The sequence below is a fragment of the Streptosporangium nanhuense genome, from assembly GCF_059358815.1.
This window is the reverse complement of record NZ_JCADBG010000001.1, coordinates 861,497-886,862: the sequence shown is the minus strand read 5'-3', so window position 1 is coordinate 886,862 and position 25,366 is coordinate 861,497. Positions and strand designations below refer to the sequence as shown.

Here is a 25,366-nt window from a genome sequence, read left to right as displayed (position 1 = left end):
CAGCCAGATGCAGTGCCCCAAGTGTCGGGGCGCCATGCGCACCTATGAGCGCAACGGCGTCCACATCGACCAGTGTGAGAGCTGTCGCGGAATCTTCCTGGACTACGGCGAGCTCGAGACGCTGACCCGCATGGAGAGCCAGTGGTCGCAGCAGTCCCACGCAGCTCCGCCCCCGCCCCCGCCGCCGCCCGTGCACGGCGCTCCCGGCTACGGCGCTCCCGCCTGGGGTGCACAGCACCACGGTGGCCACTACGGGCACCACCGCCAGCGCAGCTGGGTCGGAATGCTCTTCTCGACCTGATCCGCCGGGCGAACACCGAGACCGCGACCTCGTCACGAGGTCGCGGTCTTCGCGTTCACGGAGCCGACGGAGCTCACGAAGCCTTCCGGGACGCGTTCGAGGCGCTTTCAGGACGCGTCGGCGGCGTCTTCGGACCACGTGCGCGGGCGCTTTCACGGAGGCTCCGGGACGCCTTCGCGGCCCGTTCCGCGCGTTCCGCGGGTCAGGTGGGGAAGTCGCCCGGCTTGACCTTCTTCGGCTTCACGGTGCCTCCGGTCACGGCGTGCAGGGTGATCGTCCAGTCGGTCCAGCGGATCTGGGTCGCGGTGTGGACGGTCCTGAACCGCACGGTCTTGCCGAACTGCTCGAAGGCGCACGACCGGGTGAAGGTGCGCGCCTTCTTGTCCCAGTCCTGCCCGAGGGTGTAGTAGATCTTGTAGCTGCCGTCCCGCACACCCCGGATCTTGAACTTCGACTTCTTGCGGACGTACACGGTGACGGCCTTCTTCTTGCCGCGCACCAGGACGACGACGGCGTCCTGCCTGGTGCCGTTGCGCAGTTCGAGGTAGGCGCGGCCCGTTCGTCCCTCGGAGGCGATGAAACTGCCGTTGGACAGCCGGCGGTCGCGCTTCTTGGCCGCCTTGACTGGGATGACGCTCGCCGGATACCCGCTCAGCGTCTTGGCGACGTCTTCCACGTCGGACAGCTGGTCGGCCTCGGCCATGCCGGTCAGCACGGCCGGGCCGGTGCACACCCGCTGCTCCTCGGCGTCCTGGCGGGCGGTGTCGAAGGAGGTCCGCAGCCGGCCCAGAGCCTCGACGTAGCTGTCGTGCTGGGTCTTCACCTCGGCGGGCGGTGCCAGGGCGGACAGCCGGGTCACCGCGCCCTCCACCGCGCCGGAGGTCTTCTTCAGCTGCTTGTCCAGGGTCTTCAGCCCGCCGGTCGAGGCCAGCTTCTTCACCGCGTCGCGCACCGGGCCGCGCGCCTCCTCCAGCTCCGCCCGGTACTCGTCGGGCGTCAGCGTCACGGCGGCGGGCGAGCTGACGGGGGGCGAGGAGGGCGGGCCGCCGGATCCCTGTCCCACTCCCACCGTGCCGCCCGCGGTGGCCGGGCCGACCACGGGGTCACTCGGAGACGGGGTGCAGGCGGTCAGGGCCACCAGGGTGACCACGGCACAGGCGAGCGAACGGGGGGTAGTCACCTGAACAACTATCGCCGGATCGATCACTGGGCGTCAAACAACGCCCGGTAATCGGCAATCTCTGACAGGGCGGCCGGACAGCGGGGCCGGGACTCCCCCGCAGCTCAGCCCGCGGGCCGGATCACGAGGAGCGACCTCGGGCGCTTGGTGAACTCCACCTCGCCCGTGACCGTGAACGTCTCGCCGTCGCGCGCCAGCGACAGCCTTCCCGAGGGCGCCGAGACGCGCAGTGTGTCGGCCTGCCACTGCTGGTAGTGACGCGACAGCTTCATCCGTCCCGCCAGGAGGCTGAGGAACACCCGCAGCCGGGGCAGCCGGTCGGCGGCGGCGAGCACGCGGATGTCCAGCAGGCCGTCCTCCAGGCGCTGCCGTCTGGAGGGGGCTCCGCCGCGCGCCTCGTAGCGGCAGTTGCCGACGAACACCATCCAGACGCGCCGGGGCACCCCGTCCACGACGAGGTCGACGGGTTGCGCGCCTCCGGGGCCGAGCACCTCGGCCATGGCCCAGAACAGCGCGGGCCACTTGCCGATCCGGCCCTGCCTGCGCTCCCTGCGTTCCACCAGCGCCGGGTAGACGCCCACGCTGGCGGTGTTGACGAACGTCCGGCCCGCGACCTCGCCGACGTCGACGGCCACGAGGTCGCCGCTGTGGTAGGCCGTCACGGCCTCCTCCGGTGTCTCCATCCCGAGCGCGCGGGCGAACTGGCCGTGGACGCTCGCGGGGACGACCAGCAGCGGGGTCGCCCCGCCCGCCGTCTCCTGGGCCGCCAGGTTGACCACCGCGTCTCCCCCGGCCACCGCGAGCACCTTGGCCCGCTCGGCGGCGTCCCGTACGGCGGCCCCGAGGTCGGCGCCCGGCGCCACCTCGACGACCTCGGCCCGGGGCAGGGCCTCGCGCAGCGCCTCGACCGTTCCCGCGACGGTGTCGGCGGAGCCGTCGACCACGGCGACCGTTCCCTCGCCCTCCGGGTCGAGCCGCACGGACGGCGCCGTGAGGGCGGCGCGCGCCTGCCCCGCCTCACCGGCGTCGGGCCAGATGCGACGGGTGATCAGCCCCGCCGCCACGCCGATCCCGGCTCCGGCGAGCACGTCGCCGGGATAGTGCACGCCGGTGTAGACGCGGGAGAAGCAGACGGCCGCCGCCAGGAGCGCGACGGGGACCGCGACCGCCCGGGGCGCCTCCAGCGCCACGGCCGCGGCGAACGCGCCGGCCGAGGCGGAGTGGCCCGAGGGGAACGACGCCGACGCGGGCATCTTGATCAGCCGGGCGAGCGGGAGCCCCTCGGCCGACGGCCTGTTCCTGCGGAAGGCCTGCTTGCCGACCAGGTTGACCAGCGGGCTGGCGAGGCTGACCGCGAGCAGCCCCCTGGTCGCGGCCCGGCGCAGCGGCCGCCGGCCGCTGACCGCCAGCGCCCCGGCCACCCCGGCCCACAGGAGCGAGTTGTCGGCCGCGCGCGACAGCGCGGGTACGACGCGTTCGAGACCGGGCAACCTCGCGCCCGCCACCATGGCGAACACCCGCCGGTCCAGCCTGCTCAGCCGCGACCCCAACCGCATGCGCCGCACCCTCCTGCGATGAAGAAAAGCAATGACGAACCGCCCACGACGAACGGACGGCGATTCGATTCTGCCGCGTGTCCGGGGGCCCGGGGCGTTTCCGCCGCTCCCGTACTTCTCACCGGAACGAACGGACGGCACCGGACGGCACCGGCCAGTACCGCCGGCGCCGGCCGGAGTCGCCCCGGTCCGGCGGCGGGCGCCGGGCCACCGTCCTTTCGCCCCGGTCACCCGCGCGAGGGCCCGGTCCTCGGCGGCCCGGGACGGCGAGGCCGCCGAGTCGCCGGGTTCGACCAGCACGAAGCCCGCTAAACCAGCCGCAGCACCTGCGACAGCTCGCGGCGGGGCTTCTGCCGCCAGTTCCCCGGGGCGGCGAAACCGATCGCGAGAAGCATCACCGGGAACTCGTCCGCGGCCAGCTCGAACTCCTCGGCGACGGCCTCCACGTCGAAACCGCTCATCGGCCCGGAGGCCAGGCCCATCGCGTGGGCCGCGAACATCAGCGTGCTCGCGCCGAAGGTCGCCGACCGGACCGCCTCGTCGCGCTGACGCTGCGGCTGCTCGAAGTAGAGCGCCTTCGCCCCGCCCTCCCACGCCGCGGCGACGTCGGCCGGCATGATCCCGGCGTCGACCGCCGGGCGCAACCGATCGGCCACCGACTCGTGGTCGGCCGGCCGTCCGACCACGACGAAGGTCACCGCCGCATCGGTGATCTTGGGCTGGTCCCAGCCGATCGCGCGCAGCCGCGCTTTCGCCTCGGGCGTCCTGACGGCGATGAAGCGCCAGTTCTGCAGGTTGAAGGACGACGGCGCCTTCGTCGCCAGACGGACCAGCTCGTTGATCGACTCGTCGCTGAGGCCTCGCGTGGGGTCGAAGAGGTTGACGGTCCGGCGCTCTTCGATCGCCTCGATGATCGGATGCATTGCGTGTTTTCCCTTCCAACTGGCACGCACGGTCCTCCGCCGGCGGTCACCGGCGGTGGGTTCGAGATTTCGGGAGGCCCGGAATGCCCGGGCACGGCCGGGCACGGCCATGCACGGCCGGACATGACTTGACACGACCGGACAGACCGGGCACGGCCGGGCACGGCCGTCAGGCGATGGTGTCGACCACGCCGCCGTCGACCCGCAGGGCCGCACCGGTGGTCGCCGAGGCCTGCTCCGAGCTGACATAGATGATCATGTTTGCCACCTCGTCGACGGTGGCGGCCCGGCGGATGATCGACGAACCGCGGTGCGCGGCGACGAAGTCCGCCGCCACCTTCTCCGGGCTGTCACCGGTGCGGTCCACGTCGGCCTGGAGCATGCCTGCCACCCCCTCGGAGAGGGTGGGCCCCGGCAGCACGGCGTTGACGGTCACGCCCGTTCCGGCGAGACGCTTGGCCAGCCCTCGCGATATCGCGAGCTGGGCCGTCTTCGTGAAGCCGTAGTGGATCATGTCCGCGGGGATGTTGAGAGCCGACTCCGAGGAGACGAAGACGACACGCCCCCAGCCTCGTTCGGCCATGGCCGGCGCGTAGGCCCTCGCCAGGCGGACCCCGGACATGACGTTGGTGCGGAAGAACCGGTCCCACTCGCCGTCGGGGATGTCGAAGAAGTCCCGCGGCTCGTAGACCCCCAGATTGTTGACGACGATGTCGAAACTCGGATGCTCGGCGACCAGCCGTGAGCAGGCGGGCTCCGTGCCCAGATCGCCGGCGAAACCCGCGACCCCCGCCCGGGGGCCGCCCAGCCTCGCCACCGCGGCGGCGACGCCCTCCTCGCTGCGGCCGTTGACGACGACGTCGGCGCCCGCGGCCAGGAACCCCTGAGCGGCGGCGAATCCGATGCCGTTGGTGGACCCGGTGACGAGGACCCGGCGGCCGGTGAAATCGATGATCACGTTGAGACCCTGCTTGTCGGTGGACGCGCGGCTCACGTCGTCTCGGAGCGGTACGGCTCCGGAGGCGGCGTCGGCGGCGTCGGCGGTCTGGTCATCGCTCCGCTCGAAGGGCGGAGCGGGGGACGGGACCGAGGCGCGCGGCCGCGGCGCGCAGGCCTGCGACCAGGTCCCGCGAGTCCTCTGTCGAGGCACCGTCGCGCACCACGGCGCGGCCGGCCCGGTAGACCCTGTCGATATGGCGGCGGTCCATCTGCAGCACGACCGCGCCGGCCGGGTCGAGCGCCGGCGAGACGTCGAGATCGTCGGCCCGCAGAACGACCAGGTCCGCGTCCTTCCCGGGCGTCAGGGAGCCCGTTCGCGCGTCGAGACCCAGCACCGCGGCGCCCTCCCGGGTGGCCAGCGCGAGGACGTCGGCCGCGGTCAGCTCCCGCCCGGAGTGGGCCCCGCGGCCGAACGCGCGGCCGATCTGCAGTGCCGCGCGCATCTGGGTGAAGAAGTCGGCGGCCACGGTGACCTCGGCGGAGGTGCTCAGGCTCAGCGGCAGGCCGGGTGGGGTCCGGCCCAGCATCGGCACGCCGTGCCCCATCATGAGCTCGATCGCCGGCGCGACGGACAGGGTGCCGCCGCTGTCGGCGATGATCTGCAACTCGTCGGGCGGCAGGCCGTTGCCGTGGATGAACGTCGTGCCCGCGCTCAGCACCCCGAGATCACGCAACCGCGAGATGGGGGTCGAGGCGCCGATGTGGCGCGCGGTGCGCAGCGCGAGATTCCTGGCCAGCGAGGCGTTGTGCCTCTCGCCGTCGTCGTCGCCCCACTCGGTGAGGAGGGCCATCGTCACATCGGTCTCGTCGTCGAACAGCAACTTCGACCGGACGCGAAGGACGTCGTCGTCCAGCCCGCTGCCTCCGCGCACCATCATCGGGTACGGCTTCCCGTACGCGAACACGGCCCGGATCCCGGACTCGCGCAGCGCGGCGACCGAGGCGTCGGTGTGCGCCGGGCCGTGCTGGATGTTGGAGATGTCCTGGACGGTGGTGATGCCGGCCATGAGGGCGCTGCGGGCGCTGGCGAGCGTTCCGAGGTGCACGTCCTCCGGGCGCACACCGGACCCGACCGCTCCGAGCACGTCCACGTAGTACTGCTCCAGGGTGTGGTGCGGCGCGCCGCCGCGCACCAGGACCTCCCACATGTGGCGATGCGTGTCCACGAAGCCGGGGATCACGATGCGCCCGGTCGCGTCGACGACCTCCACGTCGGGCCGGACGTCCTCGTCGAAGCCGATCGTCGCCGCCACGGCGCTGATCAGGCCGTTCTCGATGAGCAGATCACCGCGGTCGAGGTCGCCGACGGCCGGATCCATGGTCAGGATCGTCGCGCCGCGAAGCAGGGTCGCACGGCTGTTCGTCATCCCGGGAATCCCTCCGCGGCGCGGCGGGCCGGAGACCGGCGTGCACCGGCCCGCGACGCCCGCCCGGCGGAGGCGGTCTCGTCGACGGCCCGGCCGACACCGCGGGAGGCTCCGGTCACCGGCGCGATTTTGCCCTTGAGAGGAGACGCCATTCTTTTCCTTCCGGGAGAGAATTGACAGATTTCCGGGAACGCGATCGGGGAAAGGCGAAAACGCCGATCGCGGCCATGAGATCGAGCGCGAGTGCGGGCGCCGCGCCGATCGCGCGGACGACCCGCCCGGCCCGCCGCCCGTGGCCGCCCGCCTCGACCGTGTCGCCGGGCCTGTCCCGGTGACCTGGTCGGACGGACGCCCGAACCGGGCCTTGCGAGACTCGGGCCTCGGGATCGAAACGGCGTGACGACATGACCGGTGAATTCCGGTCAGGCGATGCCGGGCGAGTTAAGGCTCCATACGAAATGCCTTACCCCGGGCATCGGTATCGGCCGTGGCCACTCGCCGCCGCCGTTTTCCTTTCACGCCATCCAGAATGGCAGCATGACCGAAACGCGTCCAATACGGAATAACTCTCACACTGAGAGCGGAGCGTTCATAATCCCGGGGGTCATGACTCCGGGGGCGGTGTCGGCAGCTCCCGCTCGCCGGCCGCGAGGACCGCACGCAGAGCCGCCGACGGGTTGTCCGCGCGCCACGCCAGCGCCGCCTGCAGCCAGACGGTGCGGCCCGCCAGCGGCAGGTAGACCAGACCGCCCTGGCAGACGTGCTCCACCGACTTCAACGTCAAGGTCACCCCGACACCGGCGGAGACCAGGGCCAGGACCGTGTTCGAGTCCGGCGCCTCCTGCGCCACCTTGGGCGTGAAGCCCGCCTCCTCGCAGGTGCGTGTCATCGCGTCCCGCAACGTCGACCCCGAGTGCGCCGGAAGGCTGACGAACGGGTCGTGGGCCAGATCCGTCAGGTCGATCTCGTCCTTGCCCGCCAGCGGATGGTCCGTCGGGAGCGCGCAGACGAGCCGGTCGTTCTCGATGATCCGGGCCCTCAGGCCGGGCCGGTCCACCGGCATCCGGACGAAACCCAGGTCGAGCGTGCCGTCCGCGACCCCCTCCAGCACCACGTTGGCGTAGGTCTGCACCTTCATCACCAGCTCCACCCCGGGGTGCTCGGCGCGGACCGCCCGGGCCAGCCGGGGCAGCGCCGCGTGGCTCGACGCCCCGCCGAACCCGATCGTGACCCGCCCGTACTCTCCGGTCCCGGCCGATCTGGCGGCCCGCTTCGCCAGGTCCACATCGTCGAGCACCCGGCGGGCGGGCTCGAGGAACGTCTCGCCCGCGCTGGTCAGCCGCACGCTGCGGGTGCTGCGCTCGAACAGCTGCACGCCGAGTTCCTTCTCCAGCTGGCGGATCAACTGGCTCAGCGGCGGCTGCGCCATCTGCAGACGACGGGCGGCCCGGCCGAAATGCAATTCCTCGGCTACGGCCACGAACGCGGCCAGGTATCGCAGTTCCATGATCATCCTAATCGATTATGTGATGATATGTCTTAGTTTAGACTCGATTAGGAATCACAAGATGATCAATCGGCCGGGCGTCCGGCGTCGTCGGTGCCGCCGCGGCCGGGCCGTGACAGTACCGCGATCATCGCTTCGGCCTCAGCGGTCGGCGTCGCGCAGGCTGTGGCCGCGTTCGGTGAGAGCGGTTTCGACGGTGTGGCAGACGTGCTCCAGGACGGCGACGCGGGCGTAGGGCTTGCTGTCGCCGGCGACGATCTTCCAGGGGGCTCGTTTTCTGTCGGTTTTGGCGATCATGTCTTCGACGGCGTCCTCGTAGTCCTCGCGGCGCTCACGGTTTCGCCAGTCCTCGTCGGTGAGCTTCCAGGAGCGCAGGGGGTCCTGGGCGCGGTCCTGGAAACGGCGGAGTTGCTCGCCGGGGGAGACGTGCATCCAGAATTTGACGAGGATGGCGCCTTCGGCGGTGAGGCTTCGCTCGAACTCGACGATCTCGTCGTAGGCGCGGGTCCACTGCTCCGTGGTGGCGAAGCCTTCGACGCGTTCGACGAGGACGCGGCCGTACCAGGAGCGGTCGAGGACGGTCATGCCTCCCCAGCCGGGCAGGACGGCCCAGAACCTTTGCAGGAAGTGGTGTCTTTTCTCGTCGTAGGTGGGCGCGGCGAACTGGGAGACGCGGACGTGCCGGGGGTCGAGGGGTGAGACGAGGCGTTTGATGGCGCCGCCTTTGCCGGAGGCGTCCCAGCCTTCGAAGAGCACGCAGAGAGGCGGGCCGAGCTTGTGGTCGCCGAGCTGGCCTCCCAGGAGGAGCCGGAGCCGCAGGAGACGCCGCTGGGCGGCCTCGAGCCGCTCGAGGCCCTCCTTCTTCGGTAGCTTGGCCGACAGGTCGACCTGGGAGAGGCGGTTCATGCCGACAAGCCTCGCATGTCCCGGCCCGCGAGCGGTCCAGGTGTGCGGCCAGATGGGCGGCCAGGTGTGCGGCCGGGTGAGCGATCCGCGTTCCGCCGCCGCGCCGTCAGGTCAGGCGGTCCCGGTAGACCTTCCTGGCCCGGCCGATCAGGGCGAGGTGGTCGGCGAGCTGCCCGGTGGTCTCGAAGATGCCCTCCTCCCGCAGCAGCGACTCCAGGGCGTCCAGCCATTCCAGGCACCAGCCGACGTCCTCGGCCCTGGCCACGTGACGGCCGCCGACGTCGAGGTAGACCGGGCTGGTGTGGGCGTACACCTCGCCGGTGAAGGACCGCTCGTGCGGGCCGCCGGTGGCCAGGGCGACGACGTAGGTGGGGTCGCCGGCGACCAGTTCGGCGGTGAGCTCGCCGGGCGGCCCCTCGGCCAGCACGCCGTCCGCGGTGCGCAGCTCCAGGCGTTCCACCTCCGGGCCGGTCGACCGCGCGGTGATCGTGATCCGCTCCCCCGGCGACAGGTCCAGGGTGGCACCGGGGCCGTGGCCCGCGACCGACAGCTCCAGCCAGGGGCCCGTGGTGCCGAAGGTACGGCCCCGCCTGACCGCCTCGGCGAACGACGTGGCGGTCAGCGGCCCGTCCACCCGGGCGTAGACGCGCGCCCAGCCGGGCGGGTTGGACTGGTTCCCCCGCCGGGCGAAGGAGACCATCGCGTCGGTGCCCGCGGTGACCGCGATGCGGTTGCCCGCCCCGATCAGGCGCCGGTAGACGGCGGCGGTCGCGGTGATCGAGGTCTGGCTGAGCACGTCCAGGGTGTCGACGAGGCCGAGCGCCGCGTCGGCGACGATCTCCCGGGAGGAGCAGTTGCGCCCCCACCGCAGCGCCTTGTCCGGGGCGTCGGTGTCGGCGAACGGCGTGTGGAAGGGGTGGCTGTAGCCGGTGACGGCCCCCAGGCCGCGGAGTTCCTCGCAGGCGACGCTGTTGGGCGGCCAGTCGACGGTGCCGAGGAAACCGGTGTGGAAGCGCGAGGGCGGGGCCGAGACGCCGAAGGCGTAGAGGTGGCCGAGCAGGTCGTTGCGGTACTCGACGCCGATCCTGGCCAGGTGGGAGGCGTCGGACCAGGGCAGGTCCCGCCCGGCCCAGTGTTCGAGCGCCTCGGAGTCGTAGACCCGCTCGGAGGAGACGTTCCCGGCGACCAGGTTGAGGACGTGCAGGTCCTCGCCGTGCTGCATGATGCCCGCGAGCTCGGGGGTGCCGACCATGTCGCCGGCCCAGTTGAGGTGGACGTGCATGTCCCCGCCGTACCAGCCCAGGGCGGCCGCGTCGTAGAGCCGCTCGGGGGTCAGTTCGACGAGGGTCTCCCCGCCCGGCTCCGGGGTGACCATGACCTGCGCGGAGCCGTACTCCATGCCCCTGGACACCCGCACGGTCAGCGTCTCGGCCGGGACGTCCAGCACCAGGTCGTCGCCGTGGAAGTAGGGCGTCACGTGGTAGTCGTGCCGGTCGGGGGCGCCCTCGGGGTACCAGCCCTGGCCGTGCTCGCCGTACACGCTCCACTTGCACGGGAGGCCCGCGCGCACCCGCAGGCGGGCGGCGGGGGCGAGGCGGATCAGGGGCGCCAGGTCGACCGGTACGCCGTCGGCCGCCACCTCGCTCCGACTCGTGATCTTGATGAGCCGGGCGCCGCCGGGGCCGACCACGTGCGCCCGCCCGTCCACCAGCACGGTCGCCGGTTCGGGCCTGATGGAGTCGACCAGCAACGTCGTGCGCAGGGGCCTGCCGTCCAGCACGGTCTGCGCCCGCGCCCGCAGCGCGGTCCCCTCGTCGGTGAGGCGGAGCGCGGCGAGGTTGCCGAGCACCCTGCCCGCGAGGACGCCGCGGACGACCTCGTCCATGTCCAGCTCGTCGAGACGGTCCCTGAGCTCTTCGAACGGCGCCCCGGGGTAGCGGGTGCCGAGCATGCCGTAACAGACTTCCCAGAAGCCGGTCGTGCCCATCAGGTAGGCGTCGGTGGCCATGGACTTGACGTAGAAGATGGGATCCTCGCCCCAGGTGACCCCGTGCTCGTCCAGCAGCGCCCGGTACTCCCCGAGCGCCCGCGCGACGGTGAGAGGAAGGTTCGGGTCGTCACACATAGGTCTCCCCCACACGGTAGGACGCCAGGTGATCGCCGCTATCGTGACACGGCGCACATGGGGGGTCGCGGCATGACGTCCATCGGTGAGGGATTCATCCCTATCGGAGGGGGAAAAGCGCTCCCGGGGCGGTGATGATCCGCCCTGGAAGGCCCCATCGTGCCGACGGCTCGCCCCCTGCCGCGCGGGGAACGTGTCAGCGGGCCGGGGCCGGCCCGTGGGGACGTGTCAGCGGGTCGCGGCCTGGCCCGTGGGGGGTTCGGCGCCCGACGGCTGGGCCATCGTGCCCAGTCGCATCCGCATCGCGTGCTCGACGAGGGTGATGAGCACCTCCTTGCCCGACTCCCGCTGCCTGGCGTCGCACAGCACGATCGGGATGTCCTCGTGCAGGGTGAGCCCGAGCCTGACCTCGTCGAGCTCGTAGCGGCGGGCACCGTCGAAGCAGTTGACCGCGACGATGAAGGGCGTCTCGCGCCGCTCGAAGTAGTCGAGCGAGGGGAAGCAGTCGGCCAGCCTGCGGGTGTCGGCGAGGACGACCGCGCCGAGCGCGCCCAGCGCCAGCTCGTCCCAGAGGAACCAGAAGCGCTCCTGGCCGGGCGTGCCGAACAGGTAGAGGCGGTAGTCGTCGCCGATGGTGATGCGGCCGAAGTCCATGGCGACCGTGGTGGTCCGCTTGGTCTCCACGCCCGACAGGTCGTCGACACCGATACCCCGGTCGCTCAGGGTCTCCTCGGTGCGCAGCGGCTCTATCTCGGAGACCGCGCCGACCAGCGTGGTCTTGCCCGCACCGAATCCGCCGGCGACCAGGATCTTGATCGCCTTGGGCAGCTTCACGCGCCCGGCGTCCCGGCTAGAGCGCACGGAGTCCATCGAGCACCGCCCTGTACAGCCTCTCGTCGTGCATGTCCGTCTCCGAATGCGGTTCTTGCATGGCGATGTATCCCTGGTCGAGCAGGTCGCTGAGCAGGACACGGACCGTGCCTGCCGGAAGGTTCGTATGGGCCGCGATCTCCGCGACCGACTGGGCCTGCAGGCAGAGCCGGACGATGGCCTGACACTCCGGGTCCAGACCCGGTTCCCTCGACGAGACCTGCCGGATGGTCACCACCAGGGTGATGAGGTCGAACCGGCCGCGGCTCGGTTCGGTCCTGCCCCGCGTCAGGACGTACGGCCTGACGATGGGCCCCGCCTCGTCGCCGACCCACTGGGTCTCTGGCTGCTCGTCGAAGATGCTCATCGTGTGCCGTCGCCTCTGAGGGAGTCGGCCCTGAAGGAGGACTCGGGCGTCCTGGTGGGCGAGGTGAGGTACTGCCCCACGCGGGTGACGAGCATGGCCATCTCGTAGGCCACCAGGCCGACGTCGGCCTCGGCGCCGCAGAACACCGCCAGGCAGGCTCCCTGCCCGGCGGCGGTGACGATGAGGTACGCCGTCCGCATCTCGATGATGGTCTGGCGCATCGGCCCGCCACCGACCCTGTCGCTGACCCCGCGGCCCAGGCTCTGGATCGCCGACCCGACGGCGGCCAGATGCTCGGCGTCGGCCGGGGAGAACCCCGCCGACGCGGCCAGCAGCAGGCCGTCGGTGGAGAACACGATTCCGTGCTGAGCTTCCTCCACCCGCGAGACCAGGTCGTCCAGCAACCAGGCCAGGTCCGTGAAGGATCCTGTTCCCTGCACCACTCGTTGTCCTCTCCTTCTGCCTGCCGACTGTCACGTCGCCGGTTCCCAGCGGCTCATCGGCGCCTGCCTGGCACGTACGACTTGAGATCATCCACCGGGGATCACACCGCGGGCCCGCCCTCGTCCGCCGGATCTCCGTCGTGGTCGAGCAACTGGGCGGCGTCGTCGCGGCCCCGGCGCGTACCGGCCTGGAAGGACGACATGGCCGCGCGGATCATCTCCGGCGAGCGCTCGTCGGTGTCCTCGACCGGGGGCGGGGCCACGGGCTCGTCCTCCTGCAGGGGGGCGGCGAGGTGGGTCTGCGGGACGCGCCTCGGCAGGCCACCCGGGGTGTGACTGCTGTCGGGCGGGGGCAGCACGGGCGGCAGCGACGTCCCGGAGCCGCCCGGACGCCCGTGGGCGCCGGAGTCGTCGAGGCCGCCGCCGGGAGCGCCCGGCGAGGCGGGAGAGCCGGGGTTCGTGAAGTCGGGCAGCCGTCCGCGGGTTCCGGTCTCGGGCATCTGCCTGAGCGCCGAGGGGTCGGCGAAACGGCCGGGGAACGTCGGGTCGGGGAAACCCTCGTCGGGCGCGGGGCCCGCGGAATGCCGTCCGGAGGGCGCCGGGCCGGCGAGACCGGCGGGAAGGCCCGCATCCGCGGAACGGCCGGAGTCCGGCGGGGGGACGAGGCGGCCGGGGTCGGCGAAGCCACCGGAGGAGGCCGGGTCGGCGAAACCACCGAGGGGAGCCGGATCGGCGGAACCCGCGGAGGACGCCGGGTCGGGGAAGCCGGCGGAGGAGGCCTGGTCAGGGAGGAGGCCGGAGGGCGCGGGGCCCGCCGGGTGCGACCGGCCGTTGGCGGGCGGCGCGGGCTCCCACACATCGGACCCTCGGCCGGGAACGTGCTGCTCGCCGATGACCTCTCCCTCCGCCCCGGCGACCCGCCCGGGGCCGCCGGTGATGCCCAGCGGGTCGCCCGCCCTGCCGCGGACCGCGGTGGTCGCGGAGGTGCCGCCGTTCATCTCCGCGCTGCTCGCCGGGCGCGCCTGCGGCACGCCGACCCCGACGGAGGGGCCCGGGTCCTCCTCGTTGACCAGTTCCTGCGGGATGAGGACGATGACGGTCGTGCCGCCGTACGGGGAGGACTTGAAGGTCACCCGGATGTCGTGCCGCTCGGCCAGGCGGCTGACGACGTACAGGCCGAGGCGGGCGTTGCCGGAGAGCTTGAGCTCCGGGGGGTTGGCGATCCGCTCGTTGGCGTCCGCGATGTCCGCGGGGCTCATGCCCAGGCCGCGGTCCTCGATCTCCAGCGCGTAGCCGTGGGCCACCAGGTATCCGCCGACCTGCACCGTCGTGTAGGGCGGGGAGAAGGAGGCGGCGTTCTCGACGAGCTCGGCGATCAGGTGGATCACGTCGCTCACCGCCCGGCCGTCCAGCGAGACCTCCCCCAGGGGCATCACGTCGACCCGGGTGTAGTCCTCGATCTCGGCGAGGGAGCCGCGGACCACGTCGATCATCGGGACCGCGTCGCGCCAGGCGCGGCCCGGCGCCGCGCCGGAGAGCACGAGGAGGTTCTCCGCGTAGCGCCGCATGCGGGTCGCCAGGTGGTCGAGCCTGAACAGGTCGCGCAGCTCCTGCGGGTCGTTCTCGCGCCGCTCCATGACGTCGAGCACGCTCAGCTGGCGGTGCACGAGCGACTGGGTACGGCGGGCGAGGTTGCGCAGGATGTCGGCGATGTCGCGGCGCAGCTGGGCCTGCTCGGCGGCGACCTTGATGGCGGTCCGCTGCACGGCGTTGAACGCCTGGCCGACCTGCCCGATCTGGTCGTCCCCGAACTTGAGGGGAGGCGCCTCCGCCGCGACGTCCACCACCTGCCCGTGGCCGATCCGCTCGACCACGGCGGGCAGCCGCTCGTTGGCGAGCTCCCAGGCGGCGGCCCGCAGCTTCTCCAGCTGCTGGACCAGGGCGCGGGCCGTGGTGATGGCCAGGACGACCGAGGCGATGACGGCCACGAGACCCAGTCCGCCGGCCAGCGCGAGCCGTACGATGACGCCGGCGGCCACCGGACCGGACCGCTCGACCACTCCGCTGCCGGCCGTGAGCACGGCCTGCGTGAACTTGGTCTGCGCGGGCAGGGCGTCGGAGCTCCACCTCGTGACGTCGATCAGCCCGGCCTGCACCGCGTCCGGGTCCTGGATCAGCTGGTCCTCCATGGCGCGCAGCCGGGTGAACTGCACCTCGGCGACCAGCCGCCGGTGGGCCTCCTGGTCGGCGGCGGGCAGCTCGGCCACCGCCTGCTCGGTGATGAAGCGCCGCGTGCCGACCATCTGCGTGAACCTGATCTGCTCGCCCTCGGCGAACCGGCCGGCCGTCAGGGCGCCCATCACCAGGGCGTCCTCCTGGGCCAGCATGTCCCGGGCCCGGTTCATCCCGATGAGCGTGCGGGTGTCCTTGGCGAGTTCCTCGTCGTCCAGCGTCGCCAGCGAGTCGTAGACGCGGAAGATCGAGTCGATGATGGCGGTGAACTCCGCGGCCGTCCAGGTCCGGTTGACCCGGCCGGCGTCGATCGCCTTGCGCGCGGCGGTCAGGCCGTCCAGCAGCTCGCCGGTCTCGTCGATGCGGCGCTCCAGGGCGGGGGTGCCCAGCAGGCTCACCGCGTTGCCGCCGGTGAGCTTGCGGAAGTGCGCGTCGGCGGCGTCGGTGCGCTTGCGCTGGGAGGCCAGCGCCTCGCGCCGCCGGCTCTCGGTGCCGACCGCCCCCAGGGTGATCGCGGTCAGCCGCCGCTCGGCCTGCAGCTCGACGATGAGCCGCTCGCTCGGGTCGGCGACCTCGGTGTTGAGGGTCGCCACGCCCAGCATGTTCAGACCGTCACGGATCGTTACCCATGCCGTGAACGCCCAGAGCGCGGTGAGCGACACCAGAAGTGCCGTGACCTTGGTCCGCAAGCTCGCGTTACGCAAGCGCATGGTATCCACCCCGGGAAGGAGAAAGAAAATAGACGGCATTTTTCGTGGCGGTTGACACATACTGGTCAAGCAGGTCAAACGGTCGCCACATCGCTGGGATCAGCGGGACACCCCACATCACACCCGCCGAACCCTAGCAATGTCACTAAAAACCCTCAAGACGGACAGAGTAAATGCGCCCTTCTGTCCTATTTTTAATTCACGGTCAATTCTCAATACGCGTCATCCCCGGTAATGACGAGCGCACGTCGCGCCAGGTGAAGCGCGCCCAGAACGGCCGCCCTGACGATCGCCACCGGCAGATACAGGTCCTTGTCCACCCACAGCGGCGGCGCCTCGCCGTCACGGGCGGCCAGCAGGTGGCGGTACCCGCGCTCCACGGCCTCCCGCCACCGCTCCTCCCGGGCCGTGCCGGCCAGCAGCAGGGTCTGCAGCGCGTAGGCGGTCTCCTCGGCGGTGCCTTCCCGCCGGCCCCACGACCCGTCCGCGCGCTGGGTGGCGAGCACCCAGTCCACGGCACCGGCCACCGCGCCCGCCGACCTCCGGCCGCCGAACTCGCGCAGCGCGATCGCGCAGCAGGCCGTGGCGTAGTACGGCGAGACGTGCCAGCGGTCCGTCCAGCTGCCGTCCACCCCCTGGCGGTCACGCAACCACGCCGCCAGCTTGGCGACGACGGCCCCGTGGCGGGGCTCTCCCCCGCATCGGCGCAGGTACTCGCCGAAGGCGTCGAGCACGTGCGCGTTGGTCGTCGGGGACATCCCCTCCTCCCCGCGCCAGGTGCAGAAGTGGGTCTCCAGCTCGAACGGCCACAGCCCCTCCGGCTCGCGCGGATCGCCGAGCAGCGCCAGCGCGTACAGGGCGACGGAGGTGGTGTCGGCGTCGGCGGGCAGGCCCGGCCCCGTGGCGACCCCGTCGGGGCCGAGCCCGTCCCGCAGGCTCGCGACCAGCTCCGGCGGGGGGTCCACCGCGATTCCCGCGCGCCGCAGCCAGCTCAGCGTCCAGCCGCGCTCGAACACGGTGATGGGGAGGGTGCACGGCACCGGCCCGCCCGTGGAGGCCACCACGGCCTCCAGGTACCGCCGTACGGCCGCCTCGTCCCCGCCCTCCGGCGCGTCGACCTCGGAGACGGCTCCGGGACGGGACCCGGGGGGCGCGGGGGGCGCGACCAGCCAGGCGGCGCTCGCTCCGGGCGAGGCCCCGACGGCCGCCATCCCGCCGGGCATCGGCGTGGGGAGGACGCCGGAGGCGGCCGTCGCCTCCGGGCCCGCGACCTCGAGGGCGTGGAGCAGCTTCTGCGGGATCGCCGCGCCCGACAACAGCCACGCCCTGACGGCCACCAGCTTGGCACCGCCCATGCCCGGGGGCGGCTTCGGCCCCTCCCCTCCGAGGTGCCCGTCGATCAGGGCGAGCAGGGACGACACGATGAGCTCGATCGCGGGCGTGTCCGGCGGCCAGGTGTCCTGGAAGGACCAGTTCCGGACGGCCTCCAGCCCGCGGTCGGCGGCCTTGGCGAGGAGGTCGCGGCCGGCGGTGGTGTCGCGGCCGAGCTCGGCCAGGAGTGCCTCCAGCGCGCTCAGGGTGGGGACGAAGGCGTGGTCGCCGGACGAGGACCAGCCGCCGTCCGGCCGCTGGGTGGCGAGCAGGAACTCGACCCGCTCGGCGTGCCCGGCCAGCCAGGGCGCCAGGCTCACCACCCGGCCGGTCTCGTACGGAGAGGCCGACACCTGCCCCCAGGGCTCGGCCAGCAGCCCGGCGACCAGCTCGCGCGCCTCGGCGACCGCGTCGATCCCGGCGCCGTTCCCCGCACCGTTTCGCGCGCGGTCCTCCGTTCCGGTCCCCGCGCGGTTTCCCAGGCCGGTCCCGGTGCCGATCCTCGTGGCGAACTTCATGGTGGCCAGCAGGCCGTCGACGCTCACAAGGCCCCCCAGTAGTCGCCGACCTGGTAGAAACCCGCGCAGAAGTCCATCTGCCGTTCCATGTAGCCCGCCAGCTCCGGATGGGTGATCCGCAGCGGGGCGGCCAACTCCCGGCTCCGGGCCGCGAGCGCGGCGATCCGCCGCTCCACCTCGGTGCGGTCCACGCCGAGCAGCAGGACGTTGAGATCTCCCCAGGCGACGTCCCGCTCGTAGGTGCCCAGGTCGTTGAGGAGGCGGATGACCCGTTGCACCGCCCAGCCCGCCTCGCGCAACGCGTCGACGTCCGCGACCGCGCCGGAGCCCGTGACATGGATCCAGTGGGCGGCGAACACGTAGGAGAAGCCGAGGTTGTCGGCGTTGGCGAGATACTCCTCGTAGGTGGGCGTGACCTTGTCGGTCTTCCAGCGCCACTCCGTGAGCATCCCGCCCAGCATGCGCTCCAGCTCGTCGCGCCAGACCGGCCCGAGCTCGGGGAACGCGGGCGAGGAGGCGAGCTCGTCGCGGATGTCGGCGAGCATGCGGGTGAGGTCGTCACCGGGGACCGGCGGGGCGCCCGCGGCCACGTCCAGGCAGCGCCGGGCGATCCCCTCCACCTCGGACCGCGAGGTGGCCACGTAGTCGACGAGCCAGTCCAGGCCGAACGCCCACAGGGAGACCTTGTTCGCCGTACGCAGCTGCCCGGCGTCGAACCAGGGGCCGCCGAAGGCCATGGCGAGCGAGAGCGTGCTGTACAGGGCCGCGTCGAACGGCTTGGCGGAGAACAGGCCGGGATAGGTCTCCGCCCACTCGCGCATGTCCCGCTGGGACCGCCCGGCGCGGGCGCAGATCGCCCCCGCCTCCCGGGCGTCCGACCTCACGCCGAAACCGGGCAGAACCTCCGGACCGGGCCGAACCTTCGAGCTGGGCCGAACCTCCGAGCCGGGCGGAGATTCCGAGCCGGGCAGAGGATCCGAGCCGGGCGGAACCTCCGGACCGGACCGGACACCCGGATCGGGACGGACACGCGAATCCGGCCGGGCGCCCGAATCCGACCGGGCGCCCGGATCGGGCCGGGGCGTCATCGCAGGGCCCCGCTCCGGTCGTGGCCGTTGAAGGACACACCCAGCGCGACCTTCTGCCGGGGACGCAGCGAGGCGGCCCAGCCGGTGTCGAACGGTCCGGGGGTGCGCACCGACATCCGGAACCGGCTGAGGATGCTCGCGACCACGAGCGGCGCCTCGACGTAGAACAGGGGCTCGCCCAGGCAGCGGTGCGGGCCGCCGCCGAAGGGGAAGTAGGAGTAGCGGTGCCTGCGCTCCTCCCCCTCCCCCCTCCCCGGCGCGAACCGCTCGGGGTCGAAGGTGTCCGGGCGCTCCCAGAACTCGGGAAGCCGCTGGGTGGCGTACGGGGTGACCAGCACCGACGATCCGGCCTTGATCCGCACGCCGCCGATCTCCGTGTCCTCCATGACCTTGCGGGGCAGGAACCAGCCCGCGGGGTACAGGCGGAGGGTCTCCTGCAGGACCATGCGCGTGTAGACGAGGCGGGGGATGTCCTCGGGCACGGCCGGTCCCTCGCCGACCACCTCGTCGATCTCCGCCTGGAGCCTGGCCGCCACGTCCGGGTGCTCCTCCAGCAGCAGCCACAGCCAGGTGAGGACCATCGCGGTGGTCTCCGAGGACGCCGCGTACACGCTGACCAGCGCGTCGCGGATCTGCTTCTCGGTGAGCCTGTCACCGTTCTCGTCGACGGACCGGCAGAGCACGGAGATGACGTCGACGTTGTCGTCGGGATTCGCCATCGCCTTTCTCACGATGGGGAACACCACGTCGTCGATCGATTCCACGGCCTTCAGAAAGGTCCGGTCGCCGGGGATGCGCATGAAATACGGCATGAACGGCATGAGAATCCGGTAAACGAGTGAATAGGACGCCTGTTCGAAAGCGGGGATGATGCGTTCCCCGTCCTCCCGGCTGAGCTTGTCGCCGAACAGCACCCGGTTGACGATGTAGCTGAGAATCCTGGACATCTCCGTGGCCGCGTCGAAGTCGCGTCCCGACCGGACGTACCCGTCCCATTCCTCGACCCGCCCGGCGACGCGCCTGGACACCTCGTCGGCGATCGTGGCGACGTACCGCGCGGTGAACAGCGGTTGCAGCACCTTCCGGCTGTTCTGCCAGTGCTCGCCGTCGCTCATGACGCTGTGCCCGAAGAGCCGCTCCAGGGGGCGCCAGAACATTCCCAGGCGCTGGTGTTTCGTCCATTCGAGGCGCATCACCTTCTGGACGTGGTCGGGATGGGTGACCAGGTAGGGACGGAAAGGCCCCAGTTCCAGCCGGACGACCTCCCCCCGGGACTCGCGGGCGAACCCGGCGAGCGCGCCCGCCGGCTCGCGAAGCAACTTCGGCAGGGCCCGGTGCATCGGAACGGATCTCGCCCGGCGGCCGGTACGGGCGTGCACGTCCATGGACATAGGTAAACGTCTCCCACCTCGCGTGACGTGAATTCGCGCAGCACGAGACAACCGCCCGCACAGGTGTCGTGCGGCGGTGTGCGGAAACGGGACATCCCACCTGTCCCGCGTCCTCCCCGGAACGTGGATAAGGACTGGTCAACCTGCGAATCGGGGACCGCTCGGCCGGCAATCCTGGAACGCTCCGGGCCTCCTCGCCTGTCTCATTCTGCGTTTTACACGATAAAGTGCATCACATCACAACATTAGTTAATCTTCGCACGAAGTATCACATGAACCGCTAGAAGTGATCAAGCTCGTATAGAATATAAATCTTGCCACTTTCGGACACGAGCCTTGTTAACATGCGCTTAACGTGAACGCTTTAATGGCGGATCAGGACGCTAATCGAGCGATGACCTGGCGTGACCCACAGTGACGGCGGGCTCGCGCCCGGGGCCGTCAGCCGCCCTTGGCGAAGGCCGCGAGGATGCGCTCGGCGGCCAGCGACGGGGTCAGCGTGCCCTCCCGGACCTCGCCCTCCACCTCGGCGACGATCGCCGCGACCCCGGGGTGCTCGCGCAGCCGGGTGAGCAGCCTGTCGGTGATCAGGGCCCAGGTCCAGCGGACCCGCTGGAGGCGTCGGCGCTCGGCGAGCTCCCCCGAGGCCTCCAGGCCGTCGCGGTGCCTGACGACCTGCCGCCAGAGCTCGTCCAGCCCGTTGCCGGTGAGCCCGCTGCAGGTCAGCACCGGGGGCGTCCGCTCCGCGCCCAGCAGGCGCAGCGCTCCGGCGAGCTCCCTGGCGGCCTTGCGCGCGTCCAGCTCGTGGGGGCTGCCCTCGGAGCCGTCGGCCTTGTTGATCGCGATCACGTCGGCCAGCTCCAGCACCCCCTTCTTGATGCCCTGGAGCTGGTCGCCCGTCCTGGCCAGGGTGAGCAGCAGGAAGGTGTCGACCATGTCGGCCACCGCGGTCTCGGACTGGCCGACGCCGACGGTCTCCACGAGGACGACGTCGTAGCCGGCCGCCTCCACCACGACCATCGCCTCGCGGGTCGCCCTGGTGACCCCGCCCAGGGTGCCCGAGGTGGGCGAGGGGCGGATGAAGGCGGCCGGATCGACCGCCAGGCGCGACATCCTGGTCTTGTCGCCCAGGATGCTCCCGCCCGTACGCGTCGAGGACGGGTCGACGGCCAGCACCGCCACCCGGTGGCCCTCCCCGGTCAGCCGGGTGCCGAGGGCGTCGATGAACGTGGACTTGCCGACGCCGGGCACGCCGGTGACGCCGACCCTGCGCGCCGCGCCGCCGAGGGGGGTCAGCTCGGTCAGCAGCCGCTGGGCCAGGTCCCTGTGGTCGGCCCTGGAGGACTCCACCAGCGTGATCGCCCGTGCGATCCACGCCCTGGACCCCTCCTTCACCCCCTGGACGTAGTCGTCAAGACTGCGCGTCATGGCCCAGCCGGGTCAGCAGGTCCGCCAGCAGCCCCCGGGCGGCGTCGGCGATCACGGTGCCGGGCGGGAAGATCGCGCTCGCGCCCGCCGCGCGCAGCGCGTCGAAGTCGCCCGGCGGGATGACCCCGCCGACCACGATCATGATGTCGTCCGCGCCCAGCCCGGCCAGCGCCTCGCGGAGGGCGGGCACGAGCGTGAGGTGCCCGGCGGCCAGCGAGTTCACGCCGACCACGTGCACGTCGGCCTCGACCGCCTGGCGGGCGACCTCCTCGGGCGTCTGGAACAGCGGGCCGACGTCCACGTCGAAACCGAGGTCGGCGAACGCCGTCGCGATCACCTTCTGCCCCCGGTCGTGGCCGTCCTGGCCCATCTTCGCCACCAGGATGCGGGGACGGCGGCCCTCCAGGCGCTCGAACTCGGCGCAGGCCGCGCGGACTCCGTCCACGCCCGATCCCACCTCCTCGCGGTAGACCCCGGTGATCGTACGGATCTGCGCCGCGTGCCGCCCGAAGACCCGCTCCAGCGCGTCGGAGATCTCCCCGACCGTGGCCATCGCGCGGGCCGCCTCGATCGACAGCTCAAGGAGGTTCCCGTCGCTCGCGGCGCCCTTCGTGAGCGCCTCCAGCGCCTGGGTCACCCGGTCGGGGTCGCGCTCCTCGCGCAGGCGGCGCAGCTTCTCCAGCTGCTGGGCGCGTACCGAGGTGTTGTCGACCTTCAGCACGTCGATGGGCTCGTCGGTGTCCAGCCGGTACTTGTTGACGCCGATGACCGGCTGGCGCCCGGAGTCGATGCGCGCCTGGGTGCGGGCGGCGGCCTCCTCGATGCGCAGCTTCGGCAGTCCCTGGTCGATCGCCCTGGCCATGCCCCCGGCGGCCTCGACCTCCTCGATGTGGCCCCAGGCTCTGGTGGCCAGCTCGTGGGTGAGCCGCTCTACGTAGTAGGAGCCGCCCCAGGGGTCGATCACCCGGCAGGTGCCCGACTCCTGCTGGAGCAGCAGCTGGGTGTTGCGGGCGATCCGCGCGGAGAAGTCGGTGGGCAGGGCCAGGGCCTCGTCGAGGGCGTTGGTGTGCAGCGACTGGGTGTGGCCCTGGGTGGCGGCCATCGCCTCGACGCAGGTGCGGACGACGTTGTTGTAGACGTCCTGGGCGGTGAGCGACCAGCCGGAGGTCTGCGAGTGGGTCCGCAGCGAGAGCGACTTGGGGTTCCTCGCCCCGAACCCGGACACCAGCCTCGCCCACAGCAGCCGCGCCGCCCGCAGCTTGGCGACCTCCATGAAGAAGTTCATGCCGATGCACCAGAAGAACGACAGGCGCGGCGCGAAGGCGTCGATGTCCAGGCCCGTCCCGACGCCCGCCCGCAGGTACTCCACCCCGTCGGCGAGGGTGTAGGCGAGCTCCAGGTCGCAGGTGGCCCCGGCCTCCTGGATGTGGTACCCGGAGATCGAGATCGAGTTGAACTTCGGCATCCTCCGGCTGGTGTACGAGAAGATGTCGGAGATGATCCGCATCGAGGGGCCCGGCGGGTAGATGTAGGTGTTGCGGACCATGAACTCCTTGAGGATGTCGTTCTGGATGGTCCCGGCGAGCTGCTCGGGGGCCACCCCCTGCTCCTCGGCGGCGACGACGTAGAGCGCGAGCACCGGGAGCACCGCGCCGTTCATGGTCATCGACACGCTCATCCTGTCGAGGGGGATCCCGTCGAACAGCTGCCGCATGTCGTAGATGGAGTCGATGGCCACGCCCGCCATGCCGACGTCCCCGGCCACCCTCGGGTGGTCGGAGTCGTAGCCCCGGTGGGTGGCCAGGTCGAAGGCGACCGACAGGCCCTTCTGCCCGGCGGCCAGGTTGCGCCGGTAGAAGGCGTTGGACTCAGCTGCGGTGGAGAACCCGGCGTACTGGCGGATGGTCCAGGGCTGGTTGACGTACATGGTCGCGTACGGGCCGCGCAGGAAGGGGGCCGCGCCGGGGTAGGTGTCCAGGGAGTCGAGCCCGGCCAGGTCGCCGGCGGTGTAGAGCGGCTTGACGTCGATCCCCTCGGGGGTCTCCCACACCAGCTCCCCGGGGTCGCTGCCGGTGGCCTCCCGCACCGATCGCGCCCAGGCCGCCAGGCCGGGCTCCGGGGCGTTCGCGCCGGAGCCCGGGGCCGCCGGGCCGGGCTCAGGGACGTTCGCAGCGGAGTCCGGGGCGGCCGGCCGGGGGCCGAGCTCGATGCCGGAGAAGTCGGGAATCATCGAGCCACCCCCAGGTCCTCGAAGGTCGTCCGGAGCACGCCGAGCGCGTCGCAGCCCGCGTAGAGGTTGGCGTCCACGCCCTCGAACTCTCCCTTACCCGCCAGCCAGACCTTTACCGCCCCCGCGCCCCGCAGCGCGGCGGCCACCGCCTCGGCGTGCCCGGCGTACAGCCGGTCGCTGGAGCACAGGCAGGCGACCTTCGCGCCGCCCGCGGTGAACGCGGCGGCGATCTCGCCGGGATCGGTAACGGCGCCGCCGGTCACGGTGGCGATGCCGCCCGCCTGGAACAGGTTCGCCGCGAACGACGCCCTGGCGGTGTGCGCGGCCACCGGGCCGATGGTGGCCAGGAAGACCTTCGGGCGGGTCTTCTGGGCGTCGGCCAGGTCGCGCAGCGCCTCGAACTCCTGCGCGTAGTGCACCCCGGAGCTCCCGGCGGCCCCCTCGGCGGGCCTGGCCCGCCTGCTCAGGGGCTTCTCGGCCAGGTCGGGGAACTCGCTGACGCCGGTGATCGGGTCGCGGCGCCTGGCGATCGCGGCCGAGCGCCGCTCCCAGGTGGCGGCGAGCCGTCTCGTGACGAACCCGGAGGCCAGGGCGTCGGCCATTCCCCCGGCGCGCTCGATCTCCTGGAACCACGTCCAGGCGCTGCCCGCCAGGTCCTCGGTGAGCCGCTCCACGTAGAAGGACCCTCCGGCCGGGTCGATCACCCGGGCCACCCCGGCCTCCTCCACGAGCAGCGACTGGGTGTTGCGCGCGATGCGGCGGGCGAAGGCGTCCGGCAGGCCGATCCGGGCGTCGAAGGGCTGCACGGTCACCGCGTCGGCCCCGCCGGCCCCGGCCGCGAAGCAGGCGAGCGTGGTGCGGAGCATGTTCACCCACGGGTCGCGGGCGGTCATCATGGCCGAGCTGGTCACCACGTGCTGCCGCTGCGCCGCGCCGGGGTCTCCGGAGACGCCGCACACCTCGGCGACGCGCGCCCACAGCCTGCGGGCGGCCCGGAGCTTGGCGATGGTGAGGAACTGGTCGGCGGTGGCGGCGTACCGGAACTCCAGCTGCCCGAACGCCTGCTCCATCGTCAGGCCGGCGCCGACCAGGGTCCGCAGCGCGGCGACCCCGGCGGCGACCGAGCAGCCGAGCTCCTCCACGTCGCCGCCGCCCGCCTCGTGGTACGGGGTGGCGTCCACGACGACCGCCCTGAGGCCCGGGTGGTCCCTGACGCAGCGGCGGGCCAGCTCGGCCGCGGTCCGCGCGTCGTCGAGGGCGTCGGCGCCCAGGCTCCCGGTGAGCCTCACCGTCCCGCCGCCGGAAACCGTCCCACCGCCCCCGGAAACCGTCCCACCGCCGCCGGGAACCGTCCCCGCCCCGCCGGGGAGCGCCGAGGCCTCCCGCCGCCCGGCCAGGGCGAAGAGCGCCTCGGCCGCCTCGCGGGTCCGCTTGCCCGCGTCGAGCGTGATCGAGATCAGGTCCAGGTAGACCCGTTCCAGGGCGCGGGGCAGGTCCTCGGGGGCGAGGGTGAGCCACAGCGAGGTGACGCCGTTCTCCAGGTCGGCGAGGATCGCCTCCGGATCGGGCACCTCGTGGCGCTGCCGCACCTCCCAGCCGCCCTCGGGGCGGGAGCCGCGCACGTAGGGGGCGGCTCCGGGAAGGCCCGGATCACCGGGCAGGTCGGACGCGTCGTAGATCGGCGCGATCGTCACGCCGTCGTGGGTGGTGGAGGCCAGCGCCTCCTCGGGGGAGCCGGTCTCGACACCGGACTTGCGCAACACCCCGAGCGCCAGCTCCCGCCACCGGTCACGGGTGACCGGTGGGAACTCGGCGGCCGATCGAGGCTCCTCAGGCGGCACCGTCATGCACCGG

19 protein-coding genes are annotated in these 25,366 nt (G+C 72.1%); 1 reads left to right on the top strand and 18 read right to left on the bottom strand.

Features of this window, described 5'->3' with window-relative positions; genetic code table 11:
- Nucleotides 1–7: 7 nt before the first annotated feature.
- A complete protein-coding gene (locus AC5L38_RS03675; protein ID WP_362683315.1) occupies nt 8–301 on the top strand; it encodes a TFIIB-type zinc ribbon-containing protein in 294 nt (97 codons plus the stop codon).
- A 202-nt stretch (nt 302–503) separates the two neighbouring features.
- Here the strand turns inward: AC5L38_RS03675 and AC5L38_RS03670 are convergent, their stop codons facing one another.
- From AC5L38_RS03670 to AC5L38_RS03585, 18 genes are all read right to left on the bottom strand, one after another.
- Nucleotides 504–1,481 carry a hypothetical protein gene (locus AC5L38_RS03670; RefSeq protein ID WP_495241303.1) on the bottom strand — a complete coding sequence of 326 codons (978 nt, stop codon included), beginning with the start codon at nt 1,479–1,481 and terminating at the stop codon, nt 504–506.
- A gap of 104 nt (nt 1,482–1,585) precedes the next feature.
- Nucleotides 1,586–3,037 carry a bifunctional phosphatase PAP2/diacylglycerol kinase family protein gene (locus AC5L38_RS03665; protein ID WP_495241302.1) on the bottom strand — a complete coding sequence of 484 codons (1,452 nt, stop codon included), beginning with the start codon at nt 3,035–3,037 and terminating at the stop codon, nt 1,586–1,588.
- 308 nt (nt 3,038–3,345) lie between these two features.
- On the bottom strand, nt 3,346–3,960 hold the full coding sequence (locus AC5L38_RS03660) for a nitroreductase family protein (protein ID WP_495241301.1): 615 nt from the start codon (nt 3,958–3,960) through the stop codon (nt 3,346–3,348).
- Nucleotides 3,961–4,129: 169 nt separating this feature from the next.
- A complete protein-coding gene (locus tag AC5L38_RS03655) occupies nt 4,130–4,918 on the bottom strand; it encodes an SDR family NAD(P)-dependent oxidoreductase (protein WP_495241300.1) in 789 nt (262 codons plus the stop codon).
- A 91-nt stretch (nt 4,919–5,009) separates the two neighbouring features.
- The gene (locus tag AC5L38_RS03650; protein WP_495241299.1) at nt 5,010–6,326 is read right to left on the bottom strand and encodes an amidohydrolase family protein; all 1,317 of its coding nucleotides are present in this window, start codon (nt 6,324–6,326) and stop codon (nt 5,010–5,012) included.
- Nucleotides 6,327–6,930: 604 nt separating this feature from the next.
- On the bottom strand, nt 6,931–7,833 hold the full coding sequence (locus tag AC5L38_RS03645; protein WP_495241298.1) for a LysR family transcriptional regulator: 903 nt from the start codon (nt 7,831–7,833) through the stop codon (nt 6,931–6,933).
- A gap of 141 nt (nt 7,834–7,974) precedes the next feature.
- A complete protein-coding gene (locus AC5L38_RS03640; protein ID WP_495241297.1) occupies nt 7,975–8,739 on the bottom strand; it encodes a polyphosphate kinase 2 family protein in 765 nt (254 codons plus the stop codon).
- 106 nt (nt 8,740–8,845) lie between these two features.
- Nucleotides 8,846–10,864, bottom strand: a complete 2,019-nt coding sequence (locus AC5L38_RS03635) for a CehA/McbA family metallohydrolase (RefSeq protein ID WP_495241296.1) — start codon at nt 10,862–10,864, stop codon at nt 8,846–8,848.
- Between the two features lie 228 nt (nt 10,865–11,092).
- A complete protein-coding gene (locus tag AC5L38_RS03630; RefSeq protein WP_495241295.1) occupies nt 11,093–11,734 on the bottom strand; it encodes a GTP-binding protein in 642 nt (213 codons plus the stop codon).
- A complete protein-coding gene (locus AC5L38_RS03625) occupies nt 11,715–12,101 on the bottom strand; it encodes a DUF742 domain-containing protein (RefSeq protein ID WP_495241294.1) in 387 nt (128 codons plus the stop codon). Before AC5L38_RS03625 ends, AC5L38_RS03630 begins: the two co-directional genes overlap by 20 nt.
- On the bottom strand, nt 12,098–12,544 hold the full coding sequence (locus tag AC5L38_RS03620) for a roadblock/LC7 domain-containing protein (protein WP_389907814.1): 447 nt from the start codon (nt 12,542–12,544) through the stop codon (nt 12,098–12,100). The genes AC5L38_RS03625 and AC5L38_RS03620 overlap by 4 nt, the downstream gene beginning before the upstream one ends.
- Nucleotides 12,545–12,645: 101 nt before the next feature.
- Entirely contained in the window at nt 12,646–15,486 is a 2,841-nt protein-coding gene (locus tag AC5L38_RS03615) for a sensor histidine kinase (protein WP_495241293.1), read from the bottom strand.
- Between the two features lie 212 nt (nt 15,487–15,698).
- Nucleotides 15,699–17,402: a prenyltransferase/squalene oxidase repeat-containing protein gene (locus tag AC5L38_RS03610; RefSeq protein WP_495241292.1), complete on the bottom strand. Its 1,704-nt coding sequence runs from the start codon at nt 17,400–17,402 to the stop codon at nt 15,699–15,701.
- Nucleotides 17,399–18,259, bottom strand: coding sequence for a terpene synthase family protein (locus AC5L38_RS03605; protein ID WP_495241291.1), 861 nt, complete (start codon nt 18,257–18,259; stop codon nt 17,399–17,401). Before AC5L38_RS03605 ends, AC5L38_RS03610 begins: the two co-directional genes overlap by 4 nt.
- A 200-nt stretch (nt 18,260–18,459) precedes the next feature.
- Nucleotides 18,460–19,848, bottom strand: a complete 1,389-nt coding sequence (locus AC5L38_RS03600; RefSeq protein ID WP_495241290.1) for a cytochrome P450 — start codon at nt 19,846–19,848, stop codon at nt 18,460–18,462.
- 447 nt (nt 19,849–20,295) lie between these two features.
- The gene (gene meaB, locus AC5L38_RS03595; RefSeq protein WP_495241289.1) at nt 20,296–21,282 is read right to left on the bottom strand and encodes a methylmalonyl Co-A mutase-associated GTPase MeaB; all 987 of its coding nucleotides are present in this window, start codon (nt 21,280–21,282) and stop codon (nt 20,296–20,298) included.
- The gene (gene scpA, locus AC5L38_RS03590) at nt 21,266–23,512 is read right to left on the bottom strand and encodes a methylmalonyl-CoA mutase (protein ID WP_495241288.1); all 2,247 of its coding nucleotides are present in this window, start codon (nt 23,510–23,512) and stop codon (nt 21,266–21,268) included. The genes meaB and scpA overlap by 17 nt, the downstream gene beginning before the upstream one ends.
- Nucleotides 23,509–25,359: a methylmalonyl-CoA mutase family protein gene (locus AC5L38_RS03585; protein WP_495241287.1), complete on the bottom strand. Its 1,851-nt coding sequence runs from the start codon at nt 25,357–25,359 to the stop codon at nt 23,509–23,511. The genes scpA and AC5L38_RS03585 overlap by 4 nt, the downstream gene beginning before the upstream one ends.
- Nucleotides 25,360–25,366 lie beyond the last annotated feature (7 nt).